Below are 26,831 nucleotides of genomic sequence, written 5' to 3'. Positions count from 1 at the left end.
CGCCAGACCCATCCAGGAATGCACAGATGAAACTCAATCGCCAGCACCTTGACCAGTTGGCGGCGCCTATCGCGCTGCCCGCGTACCGTGCCGACACCACCCAGCAGGGCATCGTCCACATCGGTGTCGGTGGTTTCCATCGCGCCCACCAGGCGTACTACACCGAGGCCCTGATGAACCAGGGCGAGGCCCTCGACTGGAGCATCTGCGGCGTCGGCCTGCGCGGCGCCGACCGCGCCATGCGCGATGTCCTGGCCGCCCAGGACTACCTCTACACCCTGGTCGAGCTGGGCGACGAGGCGGGCAACGCGGTGCAGGTGGTGGGCGCCATCAGCGGCATGCTGCTGGCCGAGGATTCGCCCCAGGCGCTGATCGACAAGCTGGCCGATCCGGCGATCCGTATCGTCTCGCTGACCATCACCGAAGGCGGCTACTGCATGGACGACAGCAGCGGCGAGTTCCTCGCCGAGCTGCCGGACATCCAGAACGACCTGGCCCATCCCGAGGCGCCGCGCAGCGTCTTCGGCTTCCTCTGTGCGGCATTGGCTCGGCGCCGCGCCGCCGGCACCCCGGCGTTCACCCTGATGTCCTGCGATAACCTGCCGCACAACGGCACGGTCACGCGCAAGGCGCTGCTCAGTTTCGCCAATCTGGCCGACCCCGAGCTGGCCGCCTGGATCGAGGCCAATGTCAGCTTTCCCAACGCCATGGTCGACCGCATCACGCCCATGACCAGCGATGCGCACCGCCAGCAACTGGCCGAGCGCCACGGCATCGAGGACGCCTGGCCGGTGGTCTGCGAGCCTTTCGCCCAGTGGGTGCTGGAGGACAAGTTCGTCAACGGCCGGCCGGCCTGGGAGAAGGTCGGCGTGCAGTTCACCGACGACGTCACGCCCTACGAGGAGATGAAGATCAAGCTGCTCAACGGCAGTCATCTGGCGCTCACCTACCTGGGCTTCCTCCAGGGCTATCGCTTCGTCCACGAGGCGATGAACGACCCGCTGCTGCGGCGTTACGTGCGCACCTTCATGGACCTGGACGTGACCCCGCAACTGGCGCCGGTGCCGGGCATCGACCTGGAAGCCTACAAGGACACCCTGATCGAGCGTTTCTGCAACCAGGCCATCGCCGATCAGCTGGAGCGGATCTGCTCCGATGGTTCGTCGAAACTGCCCAAATTCATCGTGCCGACCCTCAACCGGCTGCTCGAAGACGGCGCCGCGCTGGAGCGTGGCGCCCTGGTGGTGGCGGCCTGGGCGCTGTACCTCAAGGGTGTCGACGAGAACGGCGAGCAGTACCGGATCGTCGACCCACGCGCCGAGCACTGCCAGGCGCTGATCGATGACGACCAGCAGCTGACCGCCCGGGTACTGGGTGAGGAGACGATCTTCGGCAGCGCACTGGCCGCCTCCCCGGCCTTCGTCGCCGCCTTCGAGCGCAATCTCGAGAGCCTGCGCAGCCAAGGGGTGAGCGCCACCCTGCAGGCCCTGCTCGCCTAACCCCCCATGCCCGCGAAGGCGCCTTCCCCTGATAAGGAGTCAGTTATGTATCTGGTATGTGGCGAGGCTTTGTTCGATGTCTTCAGCCTGGACGAAGGCGCGCGCAGCAGTCAGCTAGAGCTGCAGGCGATTGCCGGCGGTTCGCCGTTCAACGTGGCCGTCGGCCTGCGCCGCTTGGCCGCCGATTCGGCGCTGTTCGCCGGTATTTCCACGGATTTTCTCGGCGAGCGCCTGCGCAAGGTGTTGCACGAGGAAGGCGTGAGCGACGCCTACCTGGTGCCCAGCGACGCGCCGACCACCCTGGCGATGGTCGCGGTCGACGCCCAGGGCGTGCCGCAGTACAGCTTTCGCGGCGAGGGCTGTGCCGATCGCATGCTGGGTCTCGAGCATCTGCCGGCGCTGGAGGCACGGGTGCGCGGTATTCATGTCGGCTCCTACTCCCTGGTGGTGACGCCTGTCGCCGATACCCTGTTCGAACTGGTGCGGCGCGAGAGCGATCGGCGGCTGATCAGCCTCGACCCCAATGTGCGCCTCGGCGTCGAGCCCAGCATCGAGCTGTGGCGCCAGCGCGTCGAGGCCTTCGCCGCTCAGGCGCACCTGATCAAGGTCAGCGAGGAAGACCTGGCCCTGCTCTATCCGCAGCGCCGGCCCGAGGACGTGGTCAGCCAGTGGCTAAGCCAGCGCTGCCAGCTGGTGTTCCTCACCCACGGCAGCGATGGCGCCAGCGTGCACAGTCGCCAGCACGGGCGCTGGGCGGTGCCGGCGCAGGCGGTGGACACGCGCGACACGGTCGGCGCCGGCGACACCTTCCAGGCCGCACTGCTGGCCTACCTGAGCCGCCACGGCCTGGACAGCCCGCAGGCGCTGGCCACGCTGTCGCACAGGCATATCGAGGCGATGCTCGGCTACGCCGTGCGCGCGGCCGCGGTGACCTGCTCGCGAATCGGGCCGGACCTGCCTTACGCCCATGAACTGGAACAGCCTTGAGCCGCGCCGGGGCCTCAAGCCTTTCGTCCAATAACTTTCCAGGAGTTGACATGCCGCACCCTCAGCCTTCCCACGATGTCACCCAGTTGCCCGCCTGGCAGGGCCTGGCCGCGCACCGCGAGTGCTTTGCCGAGTTCAGCATGCGCGACGCATTCGCCGAGCAGCCGCAGCGCTTCGCCGAGTTTTCCCTGAACGACTGCGGGCTGTTCCTCGACTACTCGAAGAACCTGATCACCCGCGAAACCCGCGACCTGCTGGTGCGTCTGGCCGAAGAGTGTGGCCTGCGGCAGGCGATTGGCGCGCTGTTCGACGGCGCACGGCTCAACGCCTCGGAGGGCCGCCCGGCCCTGCACACCGCCCTGCGCCGGCCGATCGGCGACAAGGTGCTGGTCGACGGCGTCGACGTGATGCCCGAGGTGCACCGGGTGCTGCACCAGATGACCGAACTGGTCGGCAAGGTGCATGACGGGTTGTGGCGCGGCTACAGCGAGAAGCCCATCACCGACGTGGTCAACATCGGCATCGGCGGCTCCTTCCTCGGCCCGCAGCTGGTCTCCGAGGCGCTGCTGCCTTTCGCCCAGCGCGGCGTGCGCTGCCACTACCTGGCCAATATCGACGGCAGCTCGTTCCATGAGCTGGCAGCCAAGCTGCGCGCCGAAACCACCCTGTTCATCATCTCCTCGAAGACCTTCAGCACCCTGGAAACCCTGAAGAACGCCCAGGCCGCGCGCAGCTGGTACCTGGCCCAGGGCGGCACCGAGGGCGAACTGCACCGCCACTTCATCGCCGTGTCGAGCAATGTGCCGGCGGCGGTGGCCTTCGGCATCCGCGAGGAGAACATCCTGCCGATGTGGGACTGGGTCGGCGGTCGCTACTCGCTGTGGTCGGCCATCGGCCTGCCGATCGCCATGTCCATCGGCATGTCCAACTTCAAGGAGCTGCTGTCCGGCGCCTACCGCATGGACGAGCACTTCCAGAACGCCCCGTTCGAGCAGAACATGCCGGTGCTCATGGCCCTGCTGGGCATCTGGTACGGCAATTTCTGGGGCGCCCAGACCCAGGCGATCCTGCCCTACGACCACTACCTGCGAAACATCACCAAGCACCTGCAGCAGCTGGACATGGAGTCCAACGGCAAGCGCGTGCTGCAGGATGGCCGCCCGGTGCCCTGTGCCACCGGGCCGGTGATCTGGGGCGGGGTCGGTTGCAACGGCCAGCACGCCTACCACCAGCTGCTGCACCAGGGCACCGCGCTGATCCCGGCCGACTTCATCGTGCCGGTGGTCAGCTACAACCCGGTGGCCGACCACCACCAGTGGCTGTATGCCAACTGCCTGTCGCAGAGCCAGGCGCTGATGCTCGGCAAGACCCAGGCCGAAGCCGAGGCGGAACTGCGTGCCAAGGGCCTGGACGAGGACGAGGTGCAGCGCCTGGCGCCGCACAAGGTGATCCCCGGCAACCGCCCGAGCAACACCCTGGTGATGGAGCGGGTCAGCCCGCGCCGCCTGGGCGCCCTGGTCGCGCTGTACGAGCACAAGGTGTTCGCCCAGAGTGCCATCTGGGGCATCAACGCCTTCGACCAGTGGGGCGTGGAGCTGGGCAAGGAGCTGGGCAAGAACGTCTACTCGCGCCTGCTCAGCAGCGAGCCGGGGCCGGCCGAGGACCCCTCCACCCAGGGCCTGATCGACTTCTTCCGCGGTCGTCACCGTGGCTGACGGCTCGTCGTCCAGGCCGACCTGAAGGGCAGCGCCGCCCCCAAACCTCATGGACCCTCATCGCCGAGCGATTCGTCGCTCGGCAGGGGGAGTGTGCGCCCGAATGTTTCGCAAGAACCCGCTGCCGCGGCGGTTATCCGCAGCATTTCAGACAATAAAAACAATCAGGAGCAACCATGAAGACCAGTCTCAAGCCTCAGTCATCGCCGCTAGTCAGTGCTGCGCGTGGCGCCCCCTACCTGTTCGCCCTGGCGCTGGTTCTGCCCCAGGCCCAGGCCCTGGAGTTCAGCGGCTATGTGCGCAGCGGCGCCGGCAGTTCCGACGGTGATCGCCAGTCGTGCTTCCAGCTGCCCGGCGCGCTGTCGAAGTTCCGCCTCGGCAACGAGTGCGAGCAGTACGCCGAGCTGGACCTGCGTCAGGACCTGCTGACCCTGGACGATGGCTCTGTGCTCAGCGTCGAGGGCATGGCGCAGTTCTTCAACGAATATGGGCATACCCCGACATTCACCGGCGAGCATGGCTTCACGCGGATGAACCAGGCCTTCGTCGAGTGGAGCAAGGTACCGGCGCTGAACGGCGGCTCGCTGTGGGCCGGGCGGCGCTTCTACAAGCGCAACGACATCCATATCAGCGACTTCTTCTACTGGAACCAGAGCGCCACCGGCGCCGGCATCGAGAACTACGAGCTGGGCGGGCTGAAGTACAGCTACGCCTTCTCGCGCAAGGACAGCGTGTTCCAGAAGGAATACATCAACCGCCACGACTTCAACGTCGCCGGCTTCGACACCAACCCCAATGGCGAGCTGGAATTCGGCCTGAGCTTCATCGACAAGCCGCGCCACATCGAAGGCGCCCACAGCGGCTGGTCGATCACCGCCCAGCACAAGCAGCAGGACTTCCTTGGTCTCGGCGGCAAGAACACCTTCGCCCTGCAGTACGGTCCCGGCCCGGGCACCGCCCTGGGCTCGACCGGCGACGTGATGCTCGATGACAGCGCCAAGCGCTATCGCCTGGTGGAGCACTTCGACTGGCAGATCACCCCGCGCCTGGGTGGCCAGTTCCTGGTGGTGTACCAGAAGGACGAGCGCGCCAACCAGGACGACGAGAACTGGCTGTCGGTCGGCGGGCGTACCAGCTACGCCTTCACCGAGCAGTTCAAGCTGGTCGGCGAGCTGGGCTTTGATCAGGTCGATGCCAGCGGCGGCACGCGCAAGCTGAGCAAGTTCACCGTGGCGCCGACCTGGTCGCCGGCGGGTCCGGGCTTCTGGACCCGCCCGGAGCTGCGCCTGTACTACACCTACGCGACCTGGAACCAGGCGGCCCAGGATGCCGCCAACGCAATGGCGGCCGGCTCGGCGCTGTCCGACAGCGGCGTGTTCGGCAGTGCGCGGCATGGCTCCAACTTCGGCGTACAGGTAGAGTACTGGTGGTGATCGGCGGTTGCTTGCGGGTCGCTGCGGCCAGGTGGCAGCGCTCGTTGCGCGCCTAGATACGCGCACCGACCCCCGTCCAGGAGAGGGCAGCGCGCCTCTTCCGGACGGCCTGTCGCTGGCGGCAGCCGATCGACTCCGCGCTTTCAGACCACTATTGGCCGGGTGAGTGGTGACCCGAAATGCGCGACGAAAGTCCAGTAAAGGTTCGCCGTCGCTCGCCCGGCATGCTGGCCGGGCCATGTCGATGCGTCCCCACAGCTTTTTCGAGGTAGGCCAAATGGATAAGCAAGAACAGCAGAACAGCGGCGCGGCGGAAAGCGCCGAGGATGCGCTCCGCCATATCGTCGAGGGTTTCCGACGCTTTCGTCAGGATGTCTTCCCACAGCAGCAGGCGTTGTTCAAGAAGCTCGCCCACGCCCAGGCGCCGCGCGCCATGTTCATCACCTGCGCGGACTCGCGCATCGTCCCCGACCTGATCACCCAGAGCGATCCTGGCGACCTGTTCGTCACCCGCAACGTCGGCAACGTGGTGCCGCCGTACGGGCAGATGATGGGCGGGGTATCCACCGCCATCGAATACGCGGTGATGGCCCTCGGCGTGCATCACATCATCGTCTGCGGGCACTCCGACTGCGGTGCGATGAAGGCGGTGCTCGACCCGCAGACCCTGGAGCGCATGCCGACGGTCAAGGCCTGGCTGCGCCATGCCGAGGTGGCCAAGACGGTGGTGGCGGAAAACTGCGGCTGCGCCGATCACAACACCCTGGAGATCCTCACCGAGGAGAACGTCGTGGCCCAGCTCGACCACCTGCGCACCCACCCCGCGGTAGCCGCGCGGCTGGCCAGCGGTCAGCTGTTCATCCATGGCTGGGTGTATGACATCGAGACCTGCGCGATCAGGGCCTACGATGCGGAGAAGGGCGAGTTCCGCGCGATCGACGAGGGCCCGCTGCCAATGGCGACGCCGCGGGCACGTTATCTCCAGAGCTGAATGCTGCATGCCGACGGCGGGGCGGCAAGCGCCCGCGCCGTCGGAATTCGCCCCAAGGATCGATCAGCTTGCGGCGCGGGTCTGATCCAATTGCAACTCCACACCCAGCTGCCGCGACAGGCAGGGCCAGCGCTCCCAGGCCGCCTCGGTGTGCGGGTCGCTCAGGCGCTCGCGAAAGGCGCGCACCGAAGCCTGGGTAAAACTGTCCTCGTCGAGCATGCCGTCCACCGCGTGGTGCACGGCCTCGTCCAGCTGGTTGGCGAAGGGCTCGCCGATCAGCTGGTGGGCGATCAGGTTGGCCACCGTGGTGTCCAGCGGAATCAGCGGCTGGCCCAGGTGGCTGCTGTAGCGGTCGTTGACCTCCTCGATCAGGCGGTGGGCCAGGTAGGCCTCGTCGAGCAGCCCATCGAGCCCTTCGTGGCCCTCCATCAGTGCCGGCGGTTGCAGAAAAAACTGCTCGGCCACCTTCAGCACCGGCTTGACTGGCGCCTCTATGCCGGCTTCCCGGGCGACCTGACTGGCCGCGTCCAGCATGTCCGGTACCTGCTCGATATAAGCGCTGACGAAGCGCGTCAGTACGCCGAGGGCGTCCTGGCTGGGTAGGCGTATGGAGGGGTGCAGGCGTTCGAGCTGGCCGTGCAGTTGGCGCGCCAGTTGACCGCTGCTGGCTTCGTGCTGGTGGGCGCGCTGGATAAGTTCGCGCAAGGCGGCAGTGTTCATGACAACTCCTGAGGTGGGTCATGGGCGAGAACCATAGCTGGCTGGACGGGCCAGCTAAGATGCAATTGTCATAATTCTTAAATGCTTATGCGAGCACGCTATATCTCTCGCTGGCGGATTGACGCCCGCCGTGGTCGCGCGTGGCGTTTAGGACAAGGCTTGCGCGGCTTCGGACTTTTTCGCTTGCGCGTTGCCAGCTAGAAGTCGCCGTCTATACTCGAACGCGAAAGGCTTTATCTGATGGAACCGGACGGGCTTCGGCACGGAGAGGTTTCGACAGTAGTCGCCAGCAGTTATGGCAGTCGATCCCTTTGCCGCAGGCTCCGCCGGCGGGATAACAAGAACCATAAGGGGAACCCGCAATGATGCGACATCCACGAGTCTGGATGGGCCTCCTGCTGTGGTTGGCAATCGGCTCGGCGCAGGCCGAGTGGGGCGTGAACATCGCGCCCGGGGCCACCGAGGTCAGCCGCTCAGTTTTCGACTTGCACATGACCATCTTCTGGATCTGCGTCGCCATCGGCGTGCTGGTGTTCGGCGCCATGTTCTGGTCGATGCTGGTCCATCGCCGCTCCAACGGCCAGGAACCCGCGCACTTCCATGAGAGCACCACGGTGGAGATCCTCTGGACCGTGGTGCCGCTGGCGATTCTGGTGGTGATGGCCATTCCGGCGACCAAGACCCTGATCGACATCTACGACAGCAGCGAGTCCGAGCTGGATATCCAGGTCACTGGCTACCAGTGGAAATGGCACTACAAGTACCTGGGCCAGGACGTCGAGTTCTTCAGCAACCTGACCACGCCCCAGGCACAGATCAACAACCAGGCGAAGAAAGGCCCGAACTACCTGCTCGAGGTCGACGAGCCGCTGGTGGTGCCGGTGGGGGCCAAGGTGCGCTTCCTGATCAGCTCGGCCGACGTCATCCATTCCTGGTGGGTGCCGGCGCTGGCGGTGAAGAAGGACGCCATCCCCGGCTTCGTCAACGAATCCTGGACCCGCATCGACGAGCCCGGCATCTTCCGCGGCCAGTGCACCGAGCTGTGCGGCAAGGACCACGGCTTCATGCCGGTGGTGGTGGAGGCCAAGTCCAAGGAGGACTTCGCCGCCTGGCTGGCCGAGCGCCAGCAGGCCGCCGCCGCCGAGAAGGAGCTGACCAGCAAGGTCTGGACGCAGGACGAGCTGATGGCCCGCGGCGAGAAGGCCTACAACACCAGTTGCGCGGCCTGCCACCAGGCGGGCGGCGAAGGCCTGCCGCCGATGTTCCCCGCGCTCAAGGGCTCGCCCATCGCCATCGGCCCGGCCCAGGACCATATCGACATAGTGGTCAACGGCAAGCCGGGCACCTCCATGGCCGCCTTCGGCAAGCAACTGTCGGAAGTCGACATCGCCGCCATCATCACCTACGAACGCAACGCCTGGGGCAACAAGGTCGGTGACATGGTCACCCCGCAGGACATCGTCGCGTTCAAAAAGGCTCAGGAGTAAGGACATGAGTGCAGTGATCGATCACGGTCATACTGACCACCACCATGGCCCGGCCAAGGGTCTGATGCGCTGGGTGCTGACCACCAACCACAAGGACATCGGCACCATGTACCTGTGGTTCAGCTTCGCCATGTTCCTGCTCGGCGGGTCCATGGCGATGGTGATTCGCGCCGAACTGTTCCAGCCCGGCCTGCAGATCGTGCAGCCGGAATTCTTCAACCAGATGACCACCATGCACGGCCTGATCATGGTCTTCGGCGCGGTGATGCCGGCCTTCGTCGGCCTGGCCAACTGGATGATTCCGCTGATGATCGGCGCGCCGGACATGGCCCTGCCGCGGATGAACAACTTCAGCTTCTGGCTGCTGCCGGCCGCCTTCGGCCTGCTGGTCAGCACCCTGTTCAGCGCCGGCGGTGCGCCGAACTTCGGCTGGACCTTCTATGCGCCGCTGTCGACCACCTACGCGCCGGAGTCGGTGACCTTCTTCATCTTCGCCGTGCACCTGATGGGCATCAGCTCGATCATGGGGGCGATCAACGTGGTCGCCACCATCCTCAACCTGCGTGCCCCCGGCATGACCCTGATGAAGATGCCGCTGTTCGTCTGGACCTGGCTGATCACCGCCTTCCTGCTGATCGCGGTGATGCCGGTGCTGGCCGGTTGCGTGACCATGATGCTGATGGACATCCACTTCGGCACCAGCTTCTTCAGCGCCGCCGGCGGCGGAGACCCGGTGCTGTTCCAGCACGTGTTCTGGTTCTTCGGCCACCCCGAGGTGTACATCATGATCCTGCCGGCCTTCGGTGCGGTCAGCGCGATCATCCCGGCCTTCGCCCGCAAGCCGCTGTTCGGCTACACCTCGATGGTCTACGCCACCGCCTCGATCGCCTTCCTCTCGTTCATCGTCTGGGCCCACCACATGTTCACCGTGGGCATCCCGCTGACCGGCGAGCTGTTCTTCATGTACGCCACCATGCTGATCGCCGTGCCCACCGGGGTGAAGGTGTTCAACTGGGCCAGCACCATGTGGCAGGGCGCGATGACCTTCGAGACGCCGATGCTGTTCTCCGTGGCCTTCGTCATCCTGTTCACCATCGGCGGCTTCTCCGGCCTGATGCTGGCGATCGCCCCGGCGGATTTCCAGTACCACGACACCTACTTCGTGGTGGCGCACTTCCACTATGTGCTGGTGCCCGGGGCGATCTTCGGCATCTTCGCCTCGGCCTACTACTGGCTGCCCAAGTGGACCGGGCACATGTACGACGAGACCCTGGGCAAGCTGCACTTCTGGATGAGCTTCGTCGGCATGAACCTGGCGTTCTTCCCCATGCACTTCGTCGGCCTGGCCGGCATGCCGCGGCGCATTCCCGACTACAACATGATGTTCGCCAACTTCAACATGGTCTCCTCGATCGGTGCCTTCATGTTCGGCACCACCCAGTTGCTGTTCCTGTTCATCGTCATCAAGTGCATCCGCGGCGGCAAGCCGGCCGCGGCCAAGCCCTGGGACGGCGCCGAGGGCCTGGAGTGGACGGTGCCGTCACCGGCGCCCTACCACACTTTCCAGACGCCGCCGGATGTGAAATAGGGACGGGGAGAGGCTGCCATGAGCGACATCGTCGGCACTCGCCGTCTGGTCCTGCGCCTACTGGCCGTGGTGGTCGGCATGTTCGGCTTCGGCTTCGCCCTGGTGCCGATCTACGACGTCATGTGCCAGGCCTTCGGCATCAACGGCAAGACCGCCGGGGCCTACGACGGCGCCCAGGTGGCGGATGAGCGGCGCCAGGTGCGGGTGCAGTTCCTCGCCACCAACGCCGCCGGCATGGCCTGGGAGTTCCGACCGCTGGACGACGAGTTGCTGACCCATCCCGGGGCCAGCAACCAGATGCTGTTCATCGCCTACAACCCCACCGACAAGCCGATGACCGCCCAGGCGGTGCCCAGCGTGGCACCGTCCAAGGCCGCCGCCTATTTCCACAAGACCGAATGTTTCTGCTTCACCCAGCAGGTGCTGCAACCCGGCGAGCGGATCGAGATGCCGGTGCGCTTTATCGTCGACAGGGATCTCCCCGAGGACGTGCATCACCTGACCCTGGCCTACACCCTGTTCGATATCACTGCGCGCAAACCGCCTGTCGCCCAGGTGGACCTTGCCCGGACGGCTCCATAAGGAGAACAACAATGTCGAGTCACGAGCAGTACTATGTTCCGGCCCAGAGCAAATGGCCGATCATCGCCACCCTGGGCCTGCTGATCTCGGTCTACGGGGTCGGCACCTGGTTCAACGACATGAAGGCCGAGCGGGCGGACTCCAGCGGTCCGCTGATCTTCTTCATTGGCAGCCTGTTCCTCGCCTACATGCTGTTCGGCTGGTTCGGCAACGTGATCAAGGAAAGCCGCGCCGGCATGTACAGCGCGCAGATGGACCGTTCGTTCCGCTGGGGCATGAGCTGGTTCATCTTCTCCGAGGTGATGTTCTTCGCCGCTTTCTTCGGCGTGCTGTTCTATGTGCGCACCTTTGCCGGTCCGTGGCTCGGCGGCGAAGGCGACAAGGGCGTGGCCAACATGCTGTGGCCGGGTTTCGAATACAGCTGGCCGCTGCTCAATACCCCGGACCCCAAGCTCTATCCGGCGCCCAGCGGCGTCATCAGCGCCTGGGGGCTGCCGCTGCTCAACACCGTGCTGCTGGTGACCTCCAGCTTCACCCTGACCTTCGCCCACCATGCCCTGCGCAAGAACCAGCGCAAGCCGCTGACCCTGTGGCTCGCCCTCACGGTGATTCTGGGTCTGGCCTTCCTGGTGTTCCAGGTCGAGGAGTACGTGCACGCCTACACCGAGCTGGGCCTGACCCTGGGCTCGGGCATCTATGGCGCGACCTTCTTCATGCTCACCGGCTTTCACGGCGCCCACGTGACCCTGGGGGCGCTGATGCTGACGGTGATGCTGGTGCGCATCCTGCGCGGTCACTTCACGCCCGAGCAGCACTTCGGCTTCGAGGCCGCCGCCTGGTACTGGCACTTCGTCGACGTGGTCTGGATCGGCCTGTTCGTCTTCGTCTATGTGCTGTGACGGCCTTACCAGGTGACCTGGGGAATCAGTTGGCCGCTGTAGAAACCCCAGGCGATCAGGCCGACGGTCAGCGCGGTAAGGGTCACGCGCAGGGTCAGCGCGTTGACCAGGCGCGAACTGCGGCCCTCGTCCTTGACCAGGAAGAACAGGCCGCTGAACAGGCTGGCGATGGTGGCCAGCAGCAGGAGGATGATCGCGGCCTTGAGCATGTGGGACTCCGGGGAAGGGAAATGCACGTTAGACCCAGTATACCCAGCTTGATCGGTGCTTTTGCGGGGTGCCCATGAACGGCTTCCGTCCCGGCCTGCTGCCCAGCCTGGTGGTCCTGGCGCTGTTGCCGCTGCTGCTCGGCCTGGGTGCCTGGCAACTGTCGCGGGCCGAAGACAAGCGCGCGCTGCTCGACGCGCAGCAGGCTCGCCGGCTCGCCGCGCCGCTCAGCGTCGATCAGCTGGCGCAGCGGCAGGACTGGGCCTATACCCGGGTCAGCCTGCGTGGGCGCTTCGATGGCGAGCACGCCCTGTTGCTGGACAACCGCATCCGTGGTGGTCAGGCCGGGGTGGAAGTCCTGCAGCCCTTCTACGACCAGGCCAGCGGCCTGTGGCTGTTGCTCAATCGCGGCTGGCTGCCCTGGCCCGATCGCCGCGTCGCGCCGACGTTCGCCACCCCTGACGACACCCTGAGCCTGACCGCCTGGGCCTATGTACCCCTGGGCGAACCCTTCCTGCTGCAACAGGACGCGCCGGTTCAGGGCTGGCCAAAACTGATCACCCAGGTCGAGCCCCAGGCGCTGTGGCAGCGCCTCGGGCGCGCCGGGCTGGGCCATGAACTGCGCCTGGAACCCGGGCCGGCGGCCTTCGAGGTCGACTGGCCGGTGGTTGCCATGAGCCCGGACAAGCACCTGGGCTATGCCGTGCAGTGGTTCGCCCTGGCGGCCACCTTGCTCGGCCTGTTCATCTATTTCGGATTGCATAACGCGCGGGAGACTCGCCATGAACCCAGCCATCGCCATGCCTGACGCCTCAACCAGCCGCCGTCGGCGCGGCCGCCTGCAACTGGTCCTGCTGCTGGCCGTGGTCATCGGGCCGATGATCCTGGCCAGTGCCATGTACCAGTGGCGTTTCTGGGTGCCGGACAGCCGCAGCTACCACGGCGAGCTGATCGGCAACGGCCTGACCCGCGCCGACCTGGGCGTGGCGGCCGAGGAAAGCCGCTGGCAGCTGCTGGTGACCACTCCGGATGCCTGCGCCGCGGACTGTCAGCAACTGGTGTTCCTCGCCCGGCAGATCCATATCGGCCTCAATCGCGACGCTCCGCGCGCCACCCACGCCCTGGCCAGCGGCCAGGCGCTGGAGGCCGACTACGATGCCAGGCTGCGCCGCGAGTACCCGCAGCTGGCGCGCTATGCCCTGCAGCCCGCGGCCCACGCGCGGACAGCCGGTGAGGGCGCCGGCGCCCAGCTGTGGATAGTCGACCCCCACGGCAATCTGGTGTTGCGCTATGACAGCCGCAGCAAGGGCAAAGGCATCCTCGACGACCTACGCTATCTGCTGAAGATCTCGCAAATCGGCTAAGGATTCACGATGCGCAAACCCGGATACCGCCTGGCCCTGTTCGCCACCCTGCTGGCCATGCTGGTGGTCATGCTCGGCGCCTATACCCGGCTCAGCCACGCCGGCCTCGGCTGCCCGGACTGGCCCGGTTGTTACGGCTTCCTCGGCGTGCCCATGAGCGAGCAGAGCCAGTCCCTGGCCGAGGCGCGCTTCCCCGAGGCGCCTCTGGAAGTGGCCAAGGGCTGGTACGAAATGGTGCATCGCTACTTCGCCGGCAGCCTCGGCCTTGTGATCCTCGCCCTGGCCGTGCAGGCGCTGCGCCGTCGCGGCACACCGGGCCAGCCGCTGAAGCTGCCGTTGCTGCTTCTGGGGCTGGTCACCCTGCAGGCGGCGTTCGGCATGTGGACGGTGACCCTCAAGCTGTGGCCGCAGGTGGTCACCGCCCACCTGCTCGGCGGTTTCGCCACCCTCAGCCTGCTGTTCCTGCTGACCCTGCGCCTGTCCGGCACGGCCGCGCGGCGGCCTCGGCCGCCTGCGGGGCTGCGCGCACTGGCGGCGGTCGCCCTGGCCGTGGTGATCGGCCAGATTGCCCTCGGCGGCTGGGTCAGCAGCAACTACGCGGCGGTCGCCTGCGTCGATCTGCCTACCTGCCACGGCCAATGGTGGCCGGCGATGGATTTCGCCAACGGTTTCCACCTGACCCAGCACATCGGCCCCAACTACCTGGGAGGCCAGCTCGACAGCGACGCCCGCACCGCCATCCACATGACCCACCGTCTCGGCGCCCTGGTCGTCACCCTGGTATTGCTGCTGCTGGCCTGGCGCCTGCGCGCCGCCGGCCTGTCGCGCCTGGCCGGCTTGCTGCTGCTGGCGCTGGGCGTGCAGCTCGCCCTGGGCGTCAGCAACGTCGTGCTGCACCTGCCGCTGGCGGTGGCGGTGGCGCACAACGCCGGCGGCGCCCTGCTGCTGTTGTGCCTGGTACTAATCAATCAGCGGTTGTACCTCGCGCTGACGGCGAGGGCCGCCGCGCCCCGCCCGCAGCGCGACGGACAACCGGGCAGCGTCGGTTTGAACGCGCTGCCAAGCGAATAACAAGAACGATCGAGGAGAAACGCCGATGGCTACTCTATTGCGCAAGCAGCATGTCCACGCCGGCTGGCGCGACTACCTGGAGCTGACCAAGCCCAGGGTGGTGGTGCTGATGCTGATCACTTCGCTGGTCGGCATGTTCCTCGCCACCCGCGCCGGGGTGCCCTGGCAGGTGCTGCTGTTCGGCAACCTGGGCATCGGCCTGTGCGCCGGCGCGGCGGCGGCGGTCAACCACGTGGTGGATCGGCGCATCGATTCGATCATGGCCCGCACCCACAAGCGCCCGCTGGCCGAGGGCCGCGTCTCGCCGGCCGCGGCCCTGAGCTTCGCCCTGGTGCTGGCGGTGGCCGGCCTGGCGCTGCTGCTGAGCTTCACCAACCAGCTGGCGGCCTGGCTGACCCTGGCCTCGCTGCTCGGCTATGCGGTGATCTACACCGGCTTTCTCAAGCGCGCCACGCCGCAGAACATCGTCATCGGCGGTCTGGCCGGCGCCGCGCCGCCGCTGCTCGGCTGGGTCGCGGTGACCGGCCAGCTGTCCGCCGAGCCGCTGCTGCTGGTGCTGATCATCTTCGCCTGGACCCCGCCGCACTTCTGGGCCCTGGCCATCCACCGCAAGGCCGAGTACGCCAAGGCCGACATCCCCATGCTGCCGGTGACCCACGGCGAGCACTACACCAAGGTGCACATCCTGCTCTACACCTGCGTGATGTTCGCGGTGACCCTGCTGCCCTACGCCATCCACATGAGCGGCCTGCTCTACCTGGTCTGTGCCATCGGCCTGGGCGCGCGTTTTCTCCACTGGGCCTGGGTGTTGTACCGTGACAGCCGGCCGCACGCGGCGATCAACACCTTCAAGTACAGTATCTGGTACCTGTTCCTGCTGTTCATCGCCCTGCTGGTCGATCACTACCTGCTGCTCAACCTGTAAACCGTTGGTGTCATGACTCGAACCCAGAAAACCGTCTTCATCCTCGTCGCCCTGGTCGCCCTGATCCTCGGCCTGACCGTCAACAAGGTGCTCACCGCCAAGGGCCAGGCCGACCCCACCGCCCTGCTCGACGCCGGCATCGTGCTGCTGCCGCAGAGCCGCAACCTGCCGGAGCTGAGCCTGGTCGACCAGGACGGTCAGGCATTCGAGCTCGACCAGCTCAGGGACCGGTGGAGTCTGCTGTTCTTCGGCTACACCTTCTGCCCGGACATCTGCCCGGCCACCCTGGCCGAGTTGCGCCAGCTGCGCGGCCTGTTGCCCGAGGAGGCACGGGCCAACCTGCGCGTGGTGCTGGTCAGCGTCGACCCGCACCGCGATACCCCGGAGCAGTTGAAGAAGTACCTGGGCTATTTCGACGCCGACTTCATCGGCCTGACCGGCGAGCCGGAGGCCATCCAGAAGTTGGCCAACGCGGTGAGCATTCCCTACATCCCGGCCGACACCAGCGAAGAGAACTACACCGTCAGCCACAGCGGCAACCTGGTGATCCTCGGCCCGGATGGCACCCAGCGTGGTTTCATCCGCGCACCGTTGAACAACCAGAAGCTCGCCGTGCAACTGCCCGAGCTGCTCAAGCCTGCCGGCTGATTCCATCCCGCCTACTGGACGAATCCCTCCGCCGCTCCGTATGTACGGCAGCGGCGGAGGGTTCCGTCTGCGCTGTCGGCAGCTTGGCTGTGGCTACTTGGCGAACAGCTGGGCGATGTCCTTGAAGGCCTTGAACTCCAGGGCATTGCCGCAGGGGTCGAGGAGGAACAGGGTGGCCTGCTCGCCGACCTGGCCCTGAAAGCGCACATGGGGCTCGATGACGAAGCGCGTGCCCTTGGCCTGCAGCCGCTGCGCCAGCCGCTGCCAGTCGTCCCACGCCAGCACCACGCCGAAATGCGGCACCGGCACGTCGTGGCCGTCCACCGGATTGCTGTGCGCCGCTTCCTGATAGGCCATCTTCGGCGCCTGGTGGATCACCAGCTGGTGGCCGAAGAAGTCGAAGTCCACCCATTGCTCGCTGCTGCGGCCTTCGGCGCAGCCGAATACCTCGCCGTAGAAATGCCGGGCGGCGGCCAGGTCATGTACGGGGATGGCCAGATGAAAGGGGGCGAGTGGCATGGTGTGGCTCCTTGTCGGCTAGGTGTGCTGCCCATTCTAGTAACGACGAAACTGATTAAAAGCGAATATCCTTGCGCGCAAGCACAAACAAAATCGATCAGTCGAGGCATCGATGCTGCGTGAGCTGAAAACCTTTCTGATGGTCGCCCGCCACGGCACCTTCGCCGCCGCCGGCCAGCACATCGGCCTGACCCAGTCGGCGGTCAGCGCGCAGATGCGCGTGCTGGAGCAGCATCTCGGCGTGCGCCTGTTCGACCGCAGCGGCCGCGCCGCGGTGCTCAACGCCGCCGGTCGCCACGCCCTGCCCCTGGCCGAACAGATCCTCGCGCTCTATGCGCAGATGGCGCTGCCCACCGCACTGGCGCAGTGGCAGGGCGAGCTGCGGGTCGGCGCCATCGCCACGGTGCAGACCGGCCTGCTGCCCGAGGCCCTGCCGCGCTTTCGCGCCGCCGCTCCGCGGGTCGAGCTGAAGCTGGTGCCGGGCGTGTCGTTGCAGTTGCTGAGCCAGGTGGATGCCGGCGAGCTGGACCTGGCGCTGCTGATCAGGCCGCCCTTCGAGCTGCCCAAGGAGCTGCTGCAAGTCAGCCTGGCGCGGGAGCCCTTCGTGCTGATCGCGCCCCTGGACGTCGAGGGCGATGAGCCCCTGCGCCTGCTCGCCGAGCAGCCTTTCGTGCGCTACGACCGCAGCTCCTTCGGCGGCCGGCGGGTTAGCCAGTTCCTGCGCGAACAGCGCCTGAACGTACGCGAGGCGCTGGAACTGGACGAGCTGGAGGCCATCGTGCGGATGGTCGAGTGCGGCTTGGGGGTGTCGCTGATCCCGCGCGCGGGCCTGTGGCTGCAGCGGACGATCCGGCTGCGGGTGATCGACCTGGGCCCGCTGACCTTCCACCGTGAACTGGTCGCGGTGATGCGCCGGGCGCAGCGCCAGCCGGCGCTGGAGTGTCTGCTGGACTGCCTGCGCGGTGAGGCGGGTGCGCGTGGCGCACCCTACGCTTCAGAGTAGGGTGCGCCGAGCGCACCATTGTGCAGTGGCCGACATGAAAGAGCCCGCACGCGGCGGGCTCCTGGTGGTGTGGGACGTGCGTGCGGCTTAGAACGCCGGCACCACGGCGCCCTGGTACTTCTCTTCGATAAAGGCCTTCACTTCGGCGCTGTTCAGCGCCTTGACCAGCTTCTGCAGGGCCGCGCCGTCCTTGTTGTCGGCGCGGGCGACCAGGATGTTGACGTAGGGCGAGTCGCTGCCCTCGATGGCCAGGGCGTCCTGGGTCGGGTTGAGCTTGGCTTCCAGGGCGTAGTTGGTGTTGATCAGCGCCAGGTCGACCTGGTTCAGCACGCGCGGCAGGGTGGCCGCTTCCAGCTCACGCACCTTGATGCCCTTGGGGTTCTCGGCGATGTCCTTGGGCGTGGCGAGGATGTTGCTGGCGTCCTTGAGGGTGATTACCCCGGCCTTCTGCAGCAGCAGCAGGGCGCGGCCGCCGTTGGTGGCGTCGTTGGGGATCACCACCTGGGCGCCCTCGGGCAGGGCATCGAGGCTCTTGATCTTGCTGGAGTAGGCGCCGAAGGGCTCGACGTGCACGCCGGCGACGGCGACCAGTTCGGTGCCGCGGCTCTTGTTGAACTCATCCAGGTACGGCTGGTGCTGGAAGAAGTTGGCGTCCAGGCGCTTCTCCGCCACCTGCACGTTGGGCTGCACGTAGTCGGTGAACACCTTGATCTGAAGCTCGACGCCGTCGGCGGCCAGGGCCGGTTTGACGAACTCGAGGATTTCCGCGTGGGGCACCGCGGTGGCGGCGACGCTCAGGCTTTCCGCCTGGGCGGAGAGGGCGGCGAAGGCCGCGGCGGCTACTAGCAGTTTTTTCATGATCGACTCCTTGTGGGAAAGGTGCAGGCGGCGGCGGATGGCCGCGCGGCTGCCGTTCTATTTACGGGAGAAATGCACCACCAGCTTGTCGCCGGTGCTTTGCAGTATCTGCACGAGGATCAGCAGCAGCACCACGGTGACCAGCATCACGTCCGGCTGGTAGCGCTGGTAGCCGTAGCGCACGGCGAGGTCGCCGAGGCCGCCGCCGCCGATAAGGCCGCTCATGGCGGTGTAGGACACCAGGGTGATGGCGGTGACGGTGATGGCCGCGATCAGGCCCGGCAGGGCTTCGGGCAGCAGGGCGTTGAGGATGATCTGGCGGGTGCTGGCGCCCATCGCCTGGGTCGCCTCGATGATGCCACGATCGACCTCGCGCAGGGCGGTTTCCACCAGGCGCGCGAAGAACGGCGTGGCGCCCACCACCAGCGGCGGAATGGCCCCGGCGACGCCCAGGGAGGTGCCGGTAACCAGCACGGTGAGCGGGATCATCAGGATCAGCAGGATGACGAAGGGCACCGAGCGCAGCACGTTGACCAGCAGCGAGATGACGCCGTACAGGGCCTTCTGCTCGAACATCTGCCGTGGCCCGGTGAGGAACAGCAGCACGCCCAGGGGCAGGCCGAGCAGCACGGTGAACAGCAGCGAGCCGCCGAGCATGCTCAGGGTGTCCAGGCTGGCCTGCCAGATTTCCGGCCAGTCGACGTTGGGGAACAGGGTGTCCATCAGCGCAGCACCTCCAGGTGCACGTCGGCGGCTTCGAAGCGCGCCAGCGCGGCGTTCAGGTCGCCGCCGGTGAGGGCCAGGGTCAGCTGGCCGTAGGGCGTGTCCTTGATCCGGTCGATGCGCCCGGCCAGGATGCTGTAGTCCACCCCGGTCTCCCGGGCCACGGTGCCGAGTAGCGGCGCGTAGGTGGCTTCACCCTGGAAGGTCAGGCGCAGGATGCTGCCTTCGACATGGGCGAAGTCGTCGTGCTGTTCGTGCTCGTCGACATGCTCGGACTCCAGCACGAAGCGCCGGGTGGTGAGGTGTTGCGGGTGCAGGAACACCTCGGCCACGGGACCCAGCTCGACTACCTGGCCGGCGTCCATCACCGCCACGCGGTCGCAGACCCGGCGGATCACATCCATCTCGTGGGTGATCAGCACGATGGTCAGGCCCAGTTCGCGGTTGATCTCGGCCAGCAGCTGCAGCACCGAGGCGGTGGTCTGCGGGTCGAGGGCGCTGGTGGCCTCGTCGCACAGCAGGATCTTCGGCTCGGTGGCCAGGGCGCGAGCGATGCCGACCCGCTGCTTCTGCCCGCCGGACAGCTGCGCCGGGTACTTGCCCGCGTGCTCCTGCAGGCCGACCCGGGCCAGCAGGGCGGCGACGCGCTGGTCGATCGCGCTGCGCGACAGCTCGCCGGCCAGCTTCAGCGGCAAGGCGACGTTGTCGGCCACGGTCTTGGAGGACAGCAGGTTGAAGTGCTGGAAGATCATCCCCACGCGCTGGCGGAAGCGCCGCAGGCCGTCGGCATCCAGGGCGGTGGTGTCGACGCCGTCGACCTCGATGCGCCCGCCGCTGGGTTCCTCCAGGCGGTTGATCAGGCGCAGCAGGGTGCTCTTGCCGGCGCCGGAATGGCCGATGATGCCGAACACCTCGCCGCGGGCGATGTGCAGGTCGGTCGGCTGCAGGGCCGGAATGGCGCGTCCGGCGACGTGGTACGCCTTGTGGACTGACTGGAATTCGATCACGCGGGAAACCTTTTGGGTTCGTCGAACGGGCGGGTAGGCCGGAAAGGCCGGCTAGTCTACCCGTCGCTGTTTAGGCCGCAAAAATCTTTATAGGCCTATGGATATAGCTGAATTGAATTAATGAGGTGGGCCGCCCGAAGCAGTCTAGTCAGCGCCAATGCAAACGGCCGGGCGAACCCGGCCGTGCCTGCGCAGCGATTGGCTAAGGCCGGCGGGTCGGGCTGAGCACCAGTTGCGGCGTCTGCGCCGGCTTGACCACCTGGGTCAGGCGCGGGCTGAAGGTCGGGTCGAGACGCTTGACCCGCGCGTTGAGCAGGGCGGCGACCCAGTGGAAGTCCTTGGCTTGGCGCACTTCGATGCTGACCGTGCAGCGGAAGGTCACCACGTCCTCGGCGACCTGGTCGAGCAGATCGCGCAGGCTGTCGTTGTCCTGGCGGTCGAGCATCGGCAGCGGCACCGGGGTGCTGGCGGCGTTCGGATCGATCAGCCGGGCCTGGGGCGGGCTCGGTGGGGTCGGGGTGTTCGGCAGCTGGGTCGCCTGGATGGCGGCGGCTTGCCGCTCCGCGGCCTGGCGCAGCTGGCGGGCCTGTTCCTGGCGGGCTTCCTCGGCGCGCGCCGCGGCCTGTTCGGCGGCGCTGTGGGCGCGGTCGGCGGCATCCAGTTCGGCATCCCGGGCCTGGGTGATGGCGCCATCCAGGCCGGTGGTCAGGGCCGGCGCCTGGGGCATCAGGCTGCGGGCGTGGCTCAAGGCCTTGGTGGCGCGATCCAGGTCGCCGCTCTGCAGGGCCTGCTGGCCGCGCTGCAGGTAGGCTTCGGCCAGCTGGCGCTGATACTGCTCCAGGCGGGTGTCGCCGCTGGCACGCTGCTGCAGGGCCGCGAGCTGGCCCTCGGCGGCGTCCAGTTGGCCAGCGGCCAGGCTGTGGTCGAGCTGGCGAAAGGCACTGACCAGTTCGTCGGTCGGCGGCGCGGCGACCTGCGGGGCCTGCTGGCAGGCGGCGAGCAGCAAGGACGCCGCGACCAGGGCTAGACAACGTGAGGCGAACGACTTCATTGCTGCGAGTCTCGGGTTGCGCAAAAAGTGCGCAATTCTACACCCCCTGACCGGGCGGCACCAAACCGTATCATGCGCCGCCGTCAGGCCGTGCGCCGCGGCCAGGCCAGGCTCAGCAGGAACAGGCTGGCGGCGCTGACCACGATCGAGGGGCCGGCCGGGGTGTCCTGGAACCAGGACAGGCTGAGCCCGCCACACACCGCGACGACGCCCAGCAGGCTGGCGCCCAGGGCCATCTGCTCCGGGGTGCGGGCGTGGCGCTGGGCGGCGGCCGCGGGAATGATCAGCAGCGAGGTGATCAGCAGCACGCCGACTATCTTCATGGCCACGGCGATCACCACGGCGATCAGCAGCATCAGGCTCAGGCGGATCGCGGCCACCGGCAGGCCCTCGACCCGGGCCAGCTCCTCGTGCACGGTGATCGCCAGCAGCGGGCGCCAGAGCAGCGCCAGGGCCAGCAGGACCAGGGCGCTGCCGGCGAGAATCCAGGCCAGATCGCTCGGGCCGACCGCCAGCAGGTCGCCGAACAGGTAGCTCATCAGGTCGATGCGCACCTCGCGCATAAAACTCAGCACCACCAGGCCGAGGGACAGGGTGCTGTGGGCGAGGATCCCCAGCAGGGTGTCGGAGGCCAACGGCTGGCGGGTCTGCAGGGTCACCAGCAGCACCGCCAGGAGCACGCAGCCGACGGTCACCGCCAGGGTCGGGCTGACGTCCAGCATCAGGCCCAGGGCCACGCCGAGCAGCGCGGCGTGGGACAGGGTGTCGCCGAAATAGGCCATGCGCCGCCACACCACGAAGGAGCCCAGGGGGCCGGCGACCAGGGCGAGGGCCAGGCCGGCGAGCAGGGCGTTGAGCAGAAAATCAGCCATGGTTGCAGCCATCTCCGTGGACGTGCGGCTTGAGCGGGCCCTGGATGCTCAGGCCGCCCGGCTCCTTGACCACGGCGCCATGCAGGTCGTGCTCGTGGTCGTGGTGGTGGTGGTAGACCGCCAGGCTCTTGGCGTCCTGGCCGAACAGCTCGACGAAGGCCGGGTCGAAGCTGACCTGCTCCGGGTGGCCGGAGCAGCAGACGTGACGATTGAGGCAGACCACCTGGTCGGTGGTGCTCATCACCAAATGCAGGTCGTGGGAGACCATCAGCACGCCGCAGCCGTGGCGGTCGCGCAGGCGGGTGATCAGGCGGTACAGCTCGGCCTGGCCTGCGACGTCGACGCCCTGCACCGGCTCGTCGAGCACCAGCAGCTCGGGTTTGCGCAGCAGCGCGCGGGCCAGCAGCACACGCTGCAGCTCACCGCCGGAGATGCCCTGCAGCGGGCTGTCGAGCACCTGGCCGGCCCCGACCTCGGCCAGCGCGGCCTGGGCGCTGGCGCGATCGACCCCCGGCACCAGGCGCAGGAAGCGCAGCACGCTGAGCGGCAGGGTGGCGTCGACGTGCAGCTTCTGCGGCATATAGCCGATACGCAGTTTGGGCTTGCGCCAGACGCTGCCCGTCTCGGGCTTGAGCAGGCCGAGCACGGCGCGCACCAGGGTGGTCTTGCCGGCGCCGTTGGGGCCGATCAGGGTGACGATCTGTCCGGGCTCGACGCTCAGCCGCACGTCATGCAGCACGGCCTGCCCGGCGAAGCGGACCCCCACGCCGTCGAGGCGGATCAGCGCATCGCTCATTCGACCTCCCGGCATCCGCTGCACAGCCCGACCACTTCCACGGTCTGGCCTTCCACGCTGAAGCCCACGTCGGCGGCGGCGCCGACGATGGCCTGGCTGATCGCCGTCTGTTCCAGCTCGATCGCCGCGTGGCACTGGCGGCAGATGAGGAACTGGCCCTGGTGGGCGTGCTCCGGCCGGTTGCAGCCGACGAAGGCGTTGAGCGAGGCGATGCGGTGCACCAGGCCGTGCTCGAGGAGGAAGTCCAGGGCGCGGTACACGGTCGGCGGCGCGGCGCGGCGACCGTCTTCCTCGCTCAGCACAGCGAGGATGTCATAGGCACCCAGCGGCTTGTGGCTTTGCCAGACCAGCTCCAGTACGCGCTTGCGCAGAGCGGTCAGGCGCAGGCCCTGGCGCGTGCAGATGCTCTCGGCCTCGGCCAGGGCCTGGCTGACGCAGCGCGAGTGGTCGTGGGGGCGTGAGGCCAGCGGAGTGAGGATCATGGGCGGCGACGCCTTGGCTGGGAGACGTTATTATATTACCTGTTTCTTCCTGCCCGGGTGTTCTTCGTGTCGCGTCTACTCTCAGCTGCCAGCCTCTTGTGTGTCCTCCTCTCGTTCAGTGCTGCGGTGCAGGCCGAGGTCCGCGTGCTGACCTCGATCAAGCCGCTGCAGCTGATCGCCGCCGCCGTCCAGGACGGTGTCGGCAAGCCCGAGGTGCTGCTGCCGCCGGGCGCCTCGCCGCATCACTACGCCCTGCGGCCTTCCGACGTGCGCCAGGTGCGCAAGGTGGAGCTGCTGTACTGGGTCGGTGCCGACCTGGAGAGCTTCCTGCCGCGGGTGCTGGAGGCGCGGGACAAGCCCAGCGTCGCGGTGCAGGACCTGTCCGGGATGCAGCTGCGGCATTTCGGTGACGAGCACGCCGCACACGATGAGCACGATGAGCACCACGGACACGAGGGGCATGGCGGGCATGACGATGCAGAGCATGCACATGGCCGGCACGAACCAGAGCATCAGGCCGAGCCGGACGAGCACGACCACGCCCACCGTCCCGGCAGCCTGGATGCGCACCTGTGGCTGCTGCCGGCCAATGCCCGGGTGATCGCCGCACGCATGGCCGCCGACCTGACTGCCGCCGACCCGGCCAACGCCGCGCGCTACCAGAGCAATCTCGCCGGCTTCGAGCAGCGCCTGGCGGCCCTCGATGAGCGTCTGCGCGCGCGCCTGAGTGGCGTGCGCGGCAAGCCCTACTTCGTCTTCCACCAGGCCTACGACTACTTCGAGGCCGCCTATGGCCTGGAGCATGCCGGGGTGTTCAGCGTCTCCGGCGAGGTGCAGCCCGGCGCCCGCCATGTGGCGGCGATGCGCGAACGGCTGAAGGCGAGCGGACCGGCCTGCGTGTTCAGCGAACCGCCGCTGCGCCCGCGCCTGGCCGAAACCCTGAGCGCCGGCCTGCCGGTGACCCTGGCCGAGCTGGACGGCATGGGCGGCAGCCTGGCGGTCGACGCAAGCGGCTACGAGCGCCTGCTGGCGCAGCTGGGCGAGACCCTCGCCGGTTGCCTCGAGCCGCTGTAGCGCCGCCTGGCGCCTGGCCTGGAACTGCTGCCGGCGGGCCGAACAACGTCGCGGCGGTCGCGCAGGGGCTAAGGTAAAGGTCAGCGACCCTGCTGTTCGCCCGCCGGCTGCCGACAGGTCGGGGCGGTCGATCCCGCACCGGGTCGCTCGGCTCGGCGACGGGAGGACCGCACATGGCCAAGCGCGGCAAGTCCCCAGCGACGACGGCCCCTGACATTCCCCTGCAGGCCGCCGCGCTGGACATCTGGGCGCAGAAGTACTGCCTGCGCGACGGGCACGGCAAGCCGCTGGACGCCAGCATCGACCACGGCTGGCAGCGCATCGCCCGCGCCGTGGCGGCGGTGGAGCAGCCCGAGCGGCGTGAGCACTGGTACCGGGAGTTCCTCTGGGCGCTGCGCCACGGCGCCATCCCGGCCGGGCGCATCGTCGCCAACGCCGGTGCCGAGGCCTACAAGCCGGCCACCTCGACCATCAACTGCACGGTATCGGCGACCCTCGAGGACTCGATGGAGGCGATCCTCGGTCGCCTGGTCGAGGCCGGGCTGACGCTCAAGGCCGGCTGCGGCATCGGCTATGAGTTCTCCACCCTGCGCCCGCGCGGCGCCCGGGTTTCCGGAGCCGGGGCGCAGACCAGCGGGCCGCTGTCGTTTATGGATATCTACGACAAGATGTGCTTCACCGTCAGCTCGGCCGGCGGCCGGCGTGGCGCGCAGATGGCCACCTTCGACATCGCCCACCCGGACGTGCAGGCGTTTATCGAGGCCAAGCGCGAGGACGGCCGCCTGCGCCAGTTCAACCTGAGCCTGCTGGTCGGCGACGACTTCATGCAGGCGGTCGAGCAGGACGCCGACTGGCCGCTGCTGTTCCCGGTGCATCCCAAGGAGCGCGCCGACCTCGACTTCGACGATCCGGCCCAGGTGCGCTGGCGCGACTGGCCGCTGCAGCAGGGCTACTGCGTTGACGACGAAGGCCGGGTGGCCTGCAAGGTCCACGGCAGCCTGCCGGCTCGCGAGCTCTGGGACCAGCTGATGGCCGCCACCTACGCCTATGCCGAGCCGGGTTTCATCCTCATCGACCGGGTCAACCAGTGGAACAACAACTGGTGGTGCGAAAATATCCGCGCCACCAACCCCTGCGGCGAACAACCGCTGCCGCCCTACGGTTCCTGCCTGCTCGGCTCGGTCAACCTGACCCGTTTCGTCCTCGACCCTTTCGGCGCCGCGGCGCGCTTCGACTGGGACGCTTTCCGCCGGGTGGTGCGCATCTTCACCCGCCTGCTGGACAACGTGGTGGAGATCAACGGCCTGCCGCTGGCCGAACAGCGCGCCGAGATCCTCGGCAAGCGCCGCCATGGCATGGGCTTTCTCGGCCTGGGCTCGACCCTGGCGCTGCTCAAGCTGCGCTACGGCGGCGCCGAGGCCTGTGCATTCACCGAGGAGGTGGCGCGGGAAATGGCCCTGACCGGCTGGCAGGTGGCGCTCGAGCTGGCCGAGGAGAAGGGCCCGGCGCCGCTGCTGGCCGAGGAGTTCGAGGTGACCGCGCAGATGCTGCGGCTGCGCCCGGAGCTGGCCCGCGATGGCCACAAGGTCGGCGACCGCCTGCCCGGGCGGGTGCTGCATGCGCGCTACTCGCGCTACATGCAGCATCTGGCCGGGCAGGCGCCGGAGCTGGTGGATGCCCTGGCCGAGCGCGGCGCGCGTTTCACCCACCACAGCTCCATCGCCCCCACCGGCACCATCAGCCTGAGCCTGGCCAACAACGCCTCCAACGGCATCGAGCCGAGCTTCGCCCAGCACTACTGGCGCAACCTGATCCGCCCCGGGCGCAAGAGCAAGGAGCGGGTCGAGGTGTTCAGCTACGAGCTGCTGGCCTACCGCAGCCTGGTCAACCCGCGGGCCATGCCCGGCTCGCAGGACCCGGCCGAGCGCTTGCCCGACTACTTCGTCAGCAGCGAGGACATCGGCCCCACCGAGCATGTGGACATACAGGCGGCGGCGCAGAAATGGGTCGACTCGTCGATCTCCAAGACCGCCAACGTGCCCACCGACTACCCCTTCGAGGCCTTCAAGGACATCTACCGTTACGCCTGGCGCCAGGGCCTCAAGGGCTGCACCACCTTCCGTTTCAATCCGGCGGCGTTCCAGGGGGTGCTGGTCAAGCAGGCGGACCTGGCGCGCACCCGCTACCGCTTCGAACTGGCGGATGGCAGCCAGGTGGAACTGCAGGGCGACGAGCAGGTGGAGTACGACGGCCAGCTGCACAGCGCCGCCAACCTGTTCGAGGCGCTGAAGGAAGGCTATTACGGCAAGTACTGAGCGGCGCTGCAGCGA

Annotated in this window: 27 protein-coding genes; 17 read left to right on the top strand and 10 right to left on the bottom strand. The window is 67.5% G+C overall.

Features of this window, described 5'->3' with window-relative positions:
* Positions 1-26 precede the first annotated feature (26 nt).
* The 5 genes from LPB260_RS04970 to LPB260_RS04950 all read left to right on the top strand — a co-directional run bounded on the left by LPB260_RS04970 (position 27) and on the right by LPB260_RS04950 (position 6,625).
* Positions 27-1,499: a mannitol dehydrogenase family protein gene (locus LPB260_RS04970; RefSeq protein WP_208707600.1), complete on the top strand. Its 1,473-nt coding sequence runs from the start codon at positions 27-29 to the stop codon at positions 1,497-1,499.
* A 45-nt stretch (positions 1,500-1,544) separates the two neighbouring features.
* Entirely contained in the window at positions 1,545-2,486 is a 942-nt protein-coding gene (locus tag LPB260_RS04965; RefSeq protein ID WP_208707598.1) for a carbohydrate kinase, read from the top strand.
* A gap of 50 nt (positions 2,487-2,536) precedes the next feature.
* Positions 2,537-4,201: a glucose-6-phosphate isomerase gene (gene pgi, locus LPB260_RS04960; RefSeq protein ID WP_208707597.1), complete on the top strand. Its 1,665-nt coding sequence runs from the start codon at positions 2,537-2,539 to the stop codon at positions 4,199-4,201.
* Between the two features lie 176 nt (positions 4,202-4,377).
* Complete coding sequence (locus LPB260_RS04955; RefSeq protein WP_208707595.1) at positions 4,378-5,634, top strand: carbohydrate porin; 1,257 nt, start codon at positions 4,378-4,380, stop codon at positions 5,632-5,634.
* A gap of 277 nt (positions 5,635-5,911) precedes the next feature.
* Positions 5,912-6,625 (top strand): carbonic anhydrase, encoded by a 714-nt coding sequence (locus LPB260_RS04950; protein ID WP_208707593.1) that lies wholly within the window; start codon positions 5,912-5,914, stop codon positions 6,623-6,625.
* Between the two features lie 63 nt (positions 6,626-6,688).
* On the opposite strand, the gene LPB260_RS04945 is transcribed toward LPB260_RS04950, so the two are convergent.
* A complete protein-coding gene (locus LPB260_RS04945; RefSeq protein WP_208707591.1) occupies positions 6,689-7,345 on the bottom strand; it encodes a hypothetical protein in 657 nt (218 codons plus the stop codon).
* Between the two features lie 362 nt (positions 7,346-7,707).
* Here LPB260_RS04945 and coxB point away from each other — a divergent pair, with 362 nt between their 5' ends.
* From coxB to LPB260_RS04925, 4 genes are read left to right on the top strand one after another with little or no spacing between them, the layout of a single operon-like run.
* The gene (gene coxB / locus LPB260_RS04940; protein WP_208707589.1) at positions 7,708-8,832 is read left to right on the top strand and encodes a cytochrome c oxidase subunit II; all 1,125 of its coding nucleotides are present in this window, start codon (positions 7,708-7,710) and stop codon (positions 8,830-8,832) included.
* A 4-nt stretch (positions 8,833-8,836) separates the two neighbouring features.
* Complete coding sequence (gene ctaD / locus LPB260_RS04935) at positions 8,837-10,420, top strand: cytochrome c oxidase subunit I (protein WP_208707587.1); 1,584 nt, start codon at positions 8,837-8,839, stop codon at positions 10,418-10,420.
* A gap of 18 nt (positions 10,421-10,438) precedes the next feature.
* Positions 10,439-11,002 (top strand): cytochrome c oxidase assembly protein, encoded by a 564-nt coding sequence (locus tag LPB260_RS04930; protein ID WP_208707585.1) that lies wholly within the window; start codon positions 10,439-10,441, stop codon positions 11,000-11,002.
* 11 nt (positions 11,003-11,013) lie between these two features.
* The gene (locus LPB260_RS04925; RefSeq protein ID WP_208707583.1) at positions 11,014-11,901 is read left to right on the top strand and encodes a cytochrome c oxidase subunit 3; all 888 of its coding nucleotides are present in this window, start codon (positions 11,014-11,016) and stop codon (positions 11,899-11,901) included.
* 5 nt (positions 11,902-11,906) lie between these two features.
* Here the strand turns inward: LPB260_RS04925 and LPB260_RS04920 are convergent, their stop codons facing one another.
* Positions 11,907-12,110, bottom strand: coding sequence for a twin transmembrane helix small protein (locus tag LPB260_RS04920; protein ID WP_208707581.1), 204 nt, complete (start codon positions 12,108-12,110; stop codon positions 11,907-11,909).
* Between the two features lie 74 nt (positions 12,111-12,184).
* On the opposite strand from LPB260_RS04920, the gene LPB260_RS04915 reads away from it, so the two are divergent.
* The 5 genes from LPB260_RS04915 to LPB260_RS04895 are packed head-to-tail and all read left to right on the top strand — an operon-like array spanning position 12,185 to position 16,116.
* Positions 12,185-12,916: an SURF1 family protein gene (locus tag LPB260_RS04915; RefSeq protein ID WP_208707579.1), complete on the top strand. Its 732-nt coding sequence runs from the start codon at positions 12,185-12,187 to the stop codon at positions 12,914-12,916.
* Entirely contained in the window at positions 12,891-13,472 is a 582-nt protein-coding gene (locus LPB260_RS04910; RefSeq protein WP_208707577.1) for a hypothetical protein, read from the top strand. Before LPB260_RS04915 ends, LPB260_RS04910 begins: the two co-directional genes overlap by 26 nt.
* Before the next feature lie 9 nt (positions 13,473-13,481).
* Positions 13,482-14,543: a heme A synthase gene (locus tag LPB260_RS04905; RefSeq protein WP_208707574.1), complete on the top strand. Its 1,062-nt coding sequence runs from the start codon at positions 13,482-13,484 to the stop codon at positions 14,541-14,543.
* Between the two features lie 25 nt (positions 14,544-14,568).
* On the top strand, positions 14,569-15,468 hold the full coding sequence (cyoE, locus tag LPB260_RS04900; RefSeq protein WP_208707571.1) for a heme o synthase: 900 nt from the start codon (positions 14,569-14,571) through the stop codon (positions 15,466-15,468).
* Positions 15,469-15,480: 12 nt separating this feature from the next.
* Positions 15,481-16,116, top strand: a complete 636-nt coding sequence (locus LPB260_RS04895) for an SCO family protein (protein ID WP_208707568.1) — start codon at positions 15,481-15,483, stop codon at positions 16,114-16,116.
* A 93-nt stretch (positions 16,117-16,209) separates the two neighbouring features.
* Here LPB260_RS04895 and LPB260_RS04890 read toward each other — a convergent pair whose 3' ends face one another.
* Entirely contained in the window at positions 16,210-16,635 is a 426-nt protein-coding gene (locus tag LPB260_RS04890) for a VOC family protein (RefSeq protein ID WP_208707565.1), read from the bottom strand.
* 112 nt (positions 16,636-16,747) lie between these two features.
* On the opposite strand from LPB260_RS04890, the gene LPB260_RS04885 reads away from it, so the two are divergent.
* On the top strand, positions 16,748-17,638 hold the full coding sequence (locus tag LPB260_RS04885; RefSeq protein ID WP_208707561.1) for a LysR substrate-binding domain-containing protein: 891 nt from the start codon (positions 16,748-16,750) through the stop codon (positions 17,636-17,638).
* A gap of 87 nt (positions 17,639-17,725) precedes the next feature.
* Here LPB260_RS04885 and LPB260_RS04880 read toward each other — a convergent pair whose 3' ends face one another.
* From LPB260_RS04880 to zur, 7 genes are all read right to left on the bottom strand, one after another.
* Positions 17,726-18,496 carry a MetQ/NlpA family ABC transporter substrate-binding protein gene (locus LPB260_RS04880; RefSeq protein ID WP_208707559.1) on the bottom strand — a complete coding sequence of 257 codons (771 nt, stop codon included), beginning with the start codon at positions 18,494-18,496 and terminating at the stop codon, positions 17,726-17,728.
* A 57-nt stretch (positions 18,497-18,553) separates the two neighbouring features.
* Positions 18,554-19,219, bottom strand: a complete 666-nt coding sequence (locus LPB260_RS04875; RefSeq protein ID WP_208707556.1) for a methionine ABC transporter permease — start codon at positions 19,217-19,219, stop codon at positions 18,554-18,556.
* Positions 19,219-20,226, bottom strand: coding sequence for a methionine ABC transporter ATP-binding protein (locus LPB260_RS04870; RefSeq protein ID WP_208707553.1), 1,008 nt, complete (start codon positions 20,224-20,226; stop codon positions 19,219-19,221). The genes LPB260_RS04875 and LPB260_RS04870 overlap by 1 nt, the downstream gene beginning before the upstream one ends.
* Positions 20,227-20,428: 202 nt before the next feature.
* Entirely contained in the window at positions 20,429-21,277 is an 849-nt protein-coding gene (locus LPB260_RS04865; RefSeq protein WP_208707550.1) for a PA5502 family lipoprotein, read from the bottom strand.
* Positions 21,278-21,360: 83 nt separating this feature from the next.
* Positions 21,361-22,149, bottom strand: a complete 789-nt coding sequence (gene znuB, locus LPB260_RS04860) for a zinc ABC transporter permease subunit ZnuB (RefSeq protein ID WP_208707547.1) — start codon at positions 22,147-22,149, stop codon at positions 21,361-21,363.
* Positions 22,142-22,945, bottom strand: a complete 804-nt coding sequence (znuC, locus tag LPB260_RS04855; RefSeq protein WP_208707544.1) for a zinc ABC transporter ATP-binding protein ZnuC — start codon at positions 22,943-22,945, stop codon at positions 22,142-22,144. The genes znuB and znuC overlap by 8 nt, the downstream gene beginning before the upstream one ends.
* Positions 22,942-23,427 carry a Fur family transcriptional regulator gene (gene zur / locus LPB260_RS04850; RefSeq protein WP_208707541.1) on the bottom strand — a complete coding sequence of 162 codons (486 nt, stop codon included), beginning with the start codon at positions 23,425-23,427 and terminating at the stop codon, positions 22,942-22,944. The genes znuC and zur overlap by 4 nt, the downstream gene beginning before the upstream one ends.
* A 66-nt stretch (positions 23,428-23,493) precedes the next feature.
* On the opposite strand from zur, the gene znuA reads away from it, so the two are divergent.
* Both znuA and LPB260_RS04840 read left to right on the top strand, forming a co-directional pair.
* The gene (gene znuA, locus LPB260_RS04845) at positions 23,494-24,501 is read left to right on the top strand and encodes a zinc ABC transporter substrate-binding protein ZnuA (RefSeq protein WP_208707538.1); all 1,008 of its coding nucleotides are present in this window, start codon (positions 23,494-23,496) and stop codon (positions 24,499-24,501) included.
* Positions 24,502-24,674: 173 nt separating this feature from the next.
* Positions 24,675-26,816, top strand: a complete 2,142-nt coding sequence (locus tag LPB260_RS04840) for an adenosylcobalamin-dependent ribonucleoside-diphosphate reductase (RefSeq protein WP_208707537.1) — start codon at positions 24,675-24,677, stop codon at positions 26,814-26,816.
* The last annotated feature ends 15 nt before the right edge of the window (positions 26,817-26,831 follow it).

Source organism: Pseudomonas sp. LPB0260 (genome assembly GCF_013388395.1).
The sequence above is the reverse complement of the archived record's forward strand: the minus strand, read 5'-3'. Positions and strand labels throughout refer to the sequence as shown.

Excerpts from the sequence above, each read along its gene's own strand:
- LPB260_RS04840 (WP_208707537.1), top strand. The coding sequence starts at position 24,675 with ATGGCCAAGCGCGGCAAGTCCCCAGCGACGACGGCCCCTGACATTCCC.
- LPB260_RS04890 (WP_208707565.1), bottom strand. The coding sequence starts at position 16,635 with ATGCCACTCGCCCCCTTTCATCTGGCCATCCCCGTACATGACCTGGCC.
- LPB260_RS04965 (WP_208707598.1), top strand. The coding sequence starts at position 1,545 with ATGTATCTGGTATGTGGCGAGGCTTTGTTCGATGTCTTCAGCCTGGAC.
- znuC (WP_208707544.1), bottom strand. The coding sequence starts at position 22,945 with ATGAGCGATGCGCTGATCCGCCTCGACGGCGTGGGGGTCCGCTTCGCC.
- LPB260_RS04945 (WP_208707591.1), bottom strand. The coding sequence starts at position 7,345 with ATGAACACTGCCGCCTTGCGCGAACTTATCCAGCGCGCCCACCAGCAC.
- LPB260_RS04925 (WP_208707583.1), top strand. The coding sequence starts at position 11,014 with ATGTCGAGTCACGAGCAGTACTATGTTCCGGCCCAGAGCAAATGGCCG.
- coxB (WP_208707589.1), top strand. The coding sequence starts at position 7,708 with ATGATGCGACATCCACGAGTCTGGATGGGCCTCCTGCTGTGGTTGGCA.
- LPB260_RS04950 (WP_208707593.1), top strand. The coding sequence starts at position 5,912 with ATGGATAAGCAAGAACAGCAGAACAGCGGCGCGGCGGAAAGCGCCGAG.
- zur (WP_208707541.1), bottom strand. The coding sequence starts at position 23,427 with ATGATCCTCACTCCGCTGGCCTCACGCCCCCACGACCACTCGCGCTGC.
- LPB260_RS04885 (WP_208707561.1), top strand. The coding sequence starts at position 16,748 with ATGCTGCGTGAGCTGAAAACCTTTCTGATGGTCGCCCGCCACGGCACC.
- LPB260_RS04905 (WP_208707574.1), top strand. The coding sequence starts at position 13,482 with ATGCGCAAACCCGGATACCGCCTGGCCCTGTTCGCCACCCTGCTGGCC.
- LPB260_RS04875 (WP_208707556.1), bottom strand. The coding sequence starts at position 19,219 with ATGGACACCCTGTTCCCCAACGTCGACTGGCCGGAAATCTGGCAGGCC.
- LPB260_RS04915 (WP_208707579.1), top strand. The coding sequence starts at position 12,185 with ATGAACGGCTTCCGTCCCGGCCTGCTGCCCAGCCTGGTGGTCCTGGCG.
- LPB260_RS04865 (WP_208707550.1), bottom strand. The coding sequence starts at position 21,277 with ATGAAGTCGTTCGCCTCACGTTGTCTAGCCCTGGTCGCGGCGTCCTTG.
- LPB260_RS04910 (WP_208707577.1), top strand. The coding sequence starts at position 12,891 with ATGAACCCAGCCATCGCCATGCCTGACGCCTCAACCAGCCGCCGTCGG.
- LPB260_RS04970 (WP_208707600.1), top strand. The coding sequence starts at position 27 with ATGAAACTCAATCGCCAGCACCTTGACCAGTTGGCGGCGCCTATCGCG.
- ctaD (WP_208707587.1), top strand. The coding sequence starts at position 8,837 with ATGAGTGCAGTGATCGATCACGGTCATACTGACCACCACCATGGCCCG.
- LPB260_RS04930 (WP_208707585.1), top strand. The coding sequence starts at position 10,439 with ATGAGCGACATCGTCGGCACTCGCCGTCTGGTCCTGCGCCTACTGGCC.
- pgi (WP_208707597.1), top strand. The coding sequence starts at position 2,537 with ATGCCGCACCCTCAGCCTTCCCACGATGTCACCCAGTTGCCCGCCTGG.
- LPB260_RS04955 (WP_208707595.1), top strand. The coding sequence starts at position 4,378 with ATGAAGACCAGTCTCAAGCCTCAGTCATCGCCGCTAGTCAGTGCTGCG.
- znuB (WP_208707547.1), bottom strand. The coding sequence starts at position 22,149 with ATGGCTGATTTTCTGCTCAACGCCCTGCTCGCCGGCCTGGCCCTCGCC.
- LPB260_RS04895 (WP_208707568.1), top strand. The coding sequence starts at position 15,481 with ATGACTCGAACCCAGAAAACCGTCTTCATCCTCGTCGCCCTGGTCGCC.
- cyoE (WP_208707571.1), top strand. The coding sequence starts at position 14,569 with ATGGCTACTCTATTGCGCAAGCAGCATGTCCACGCCGGCTGGCGCGAC.
- LPB260_RS04920 (WP_208707581.1), bottom strand. The coding sequence starts at position 12,110 with ATGCTCAAGGCCGCGATCATCCTCCTGCTGCTGGCCACCATCGCCAGC.
- LPB260_RS04880 (WP_208707559.1), bottom strand. The coding sequence starts at position 18,496 with ATGAAAAAACTGCTAGTAGCCGCCGCGGCCTTCGCCGCCCTCTCCGCC.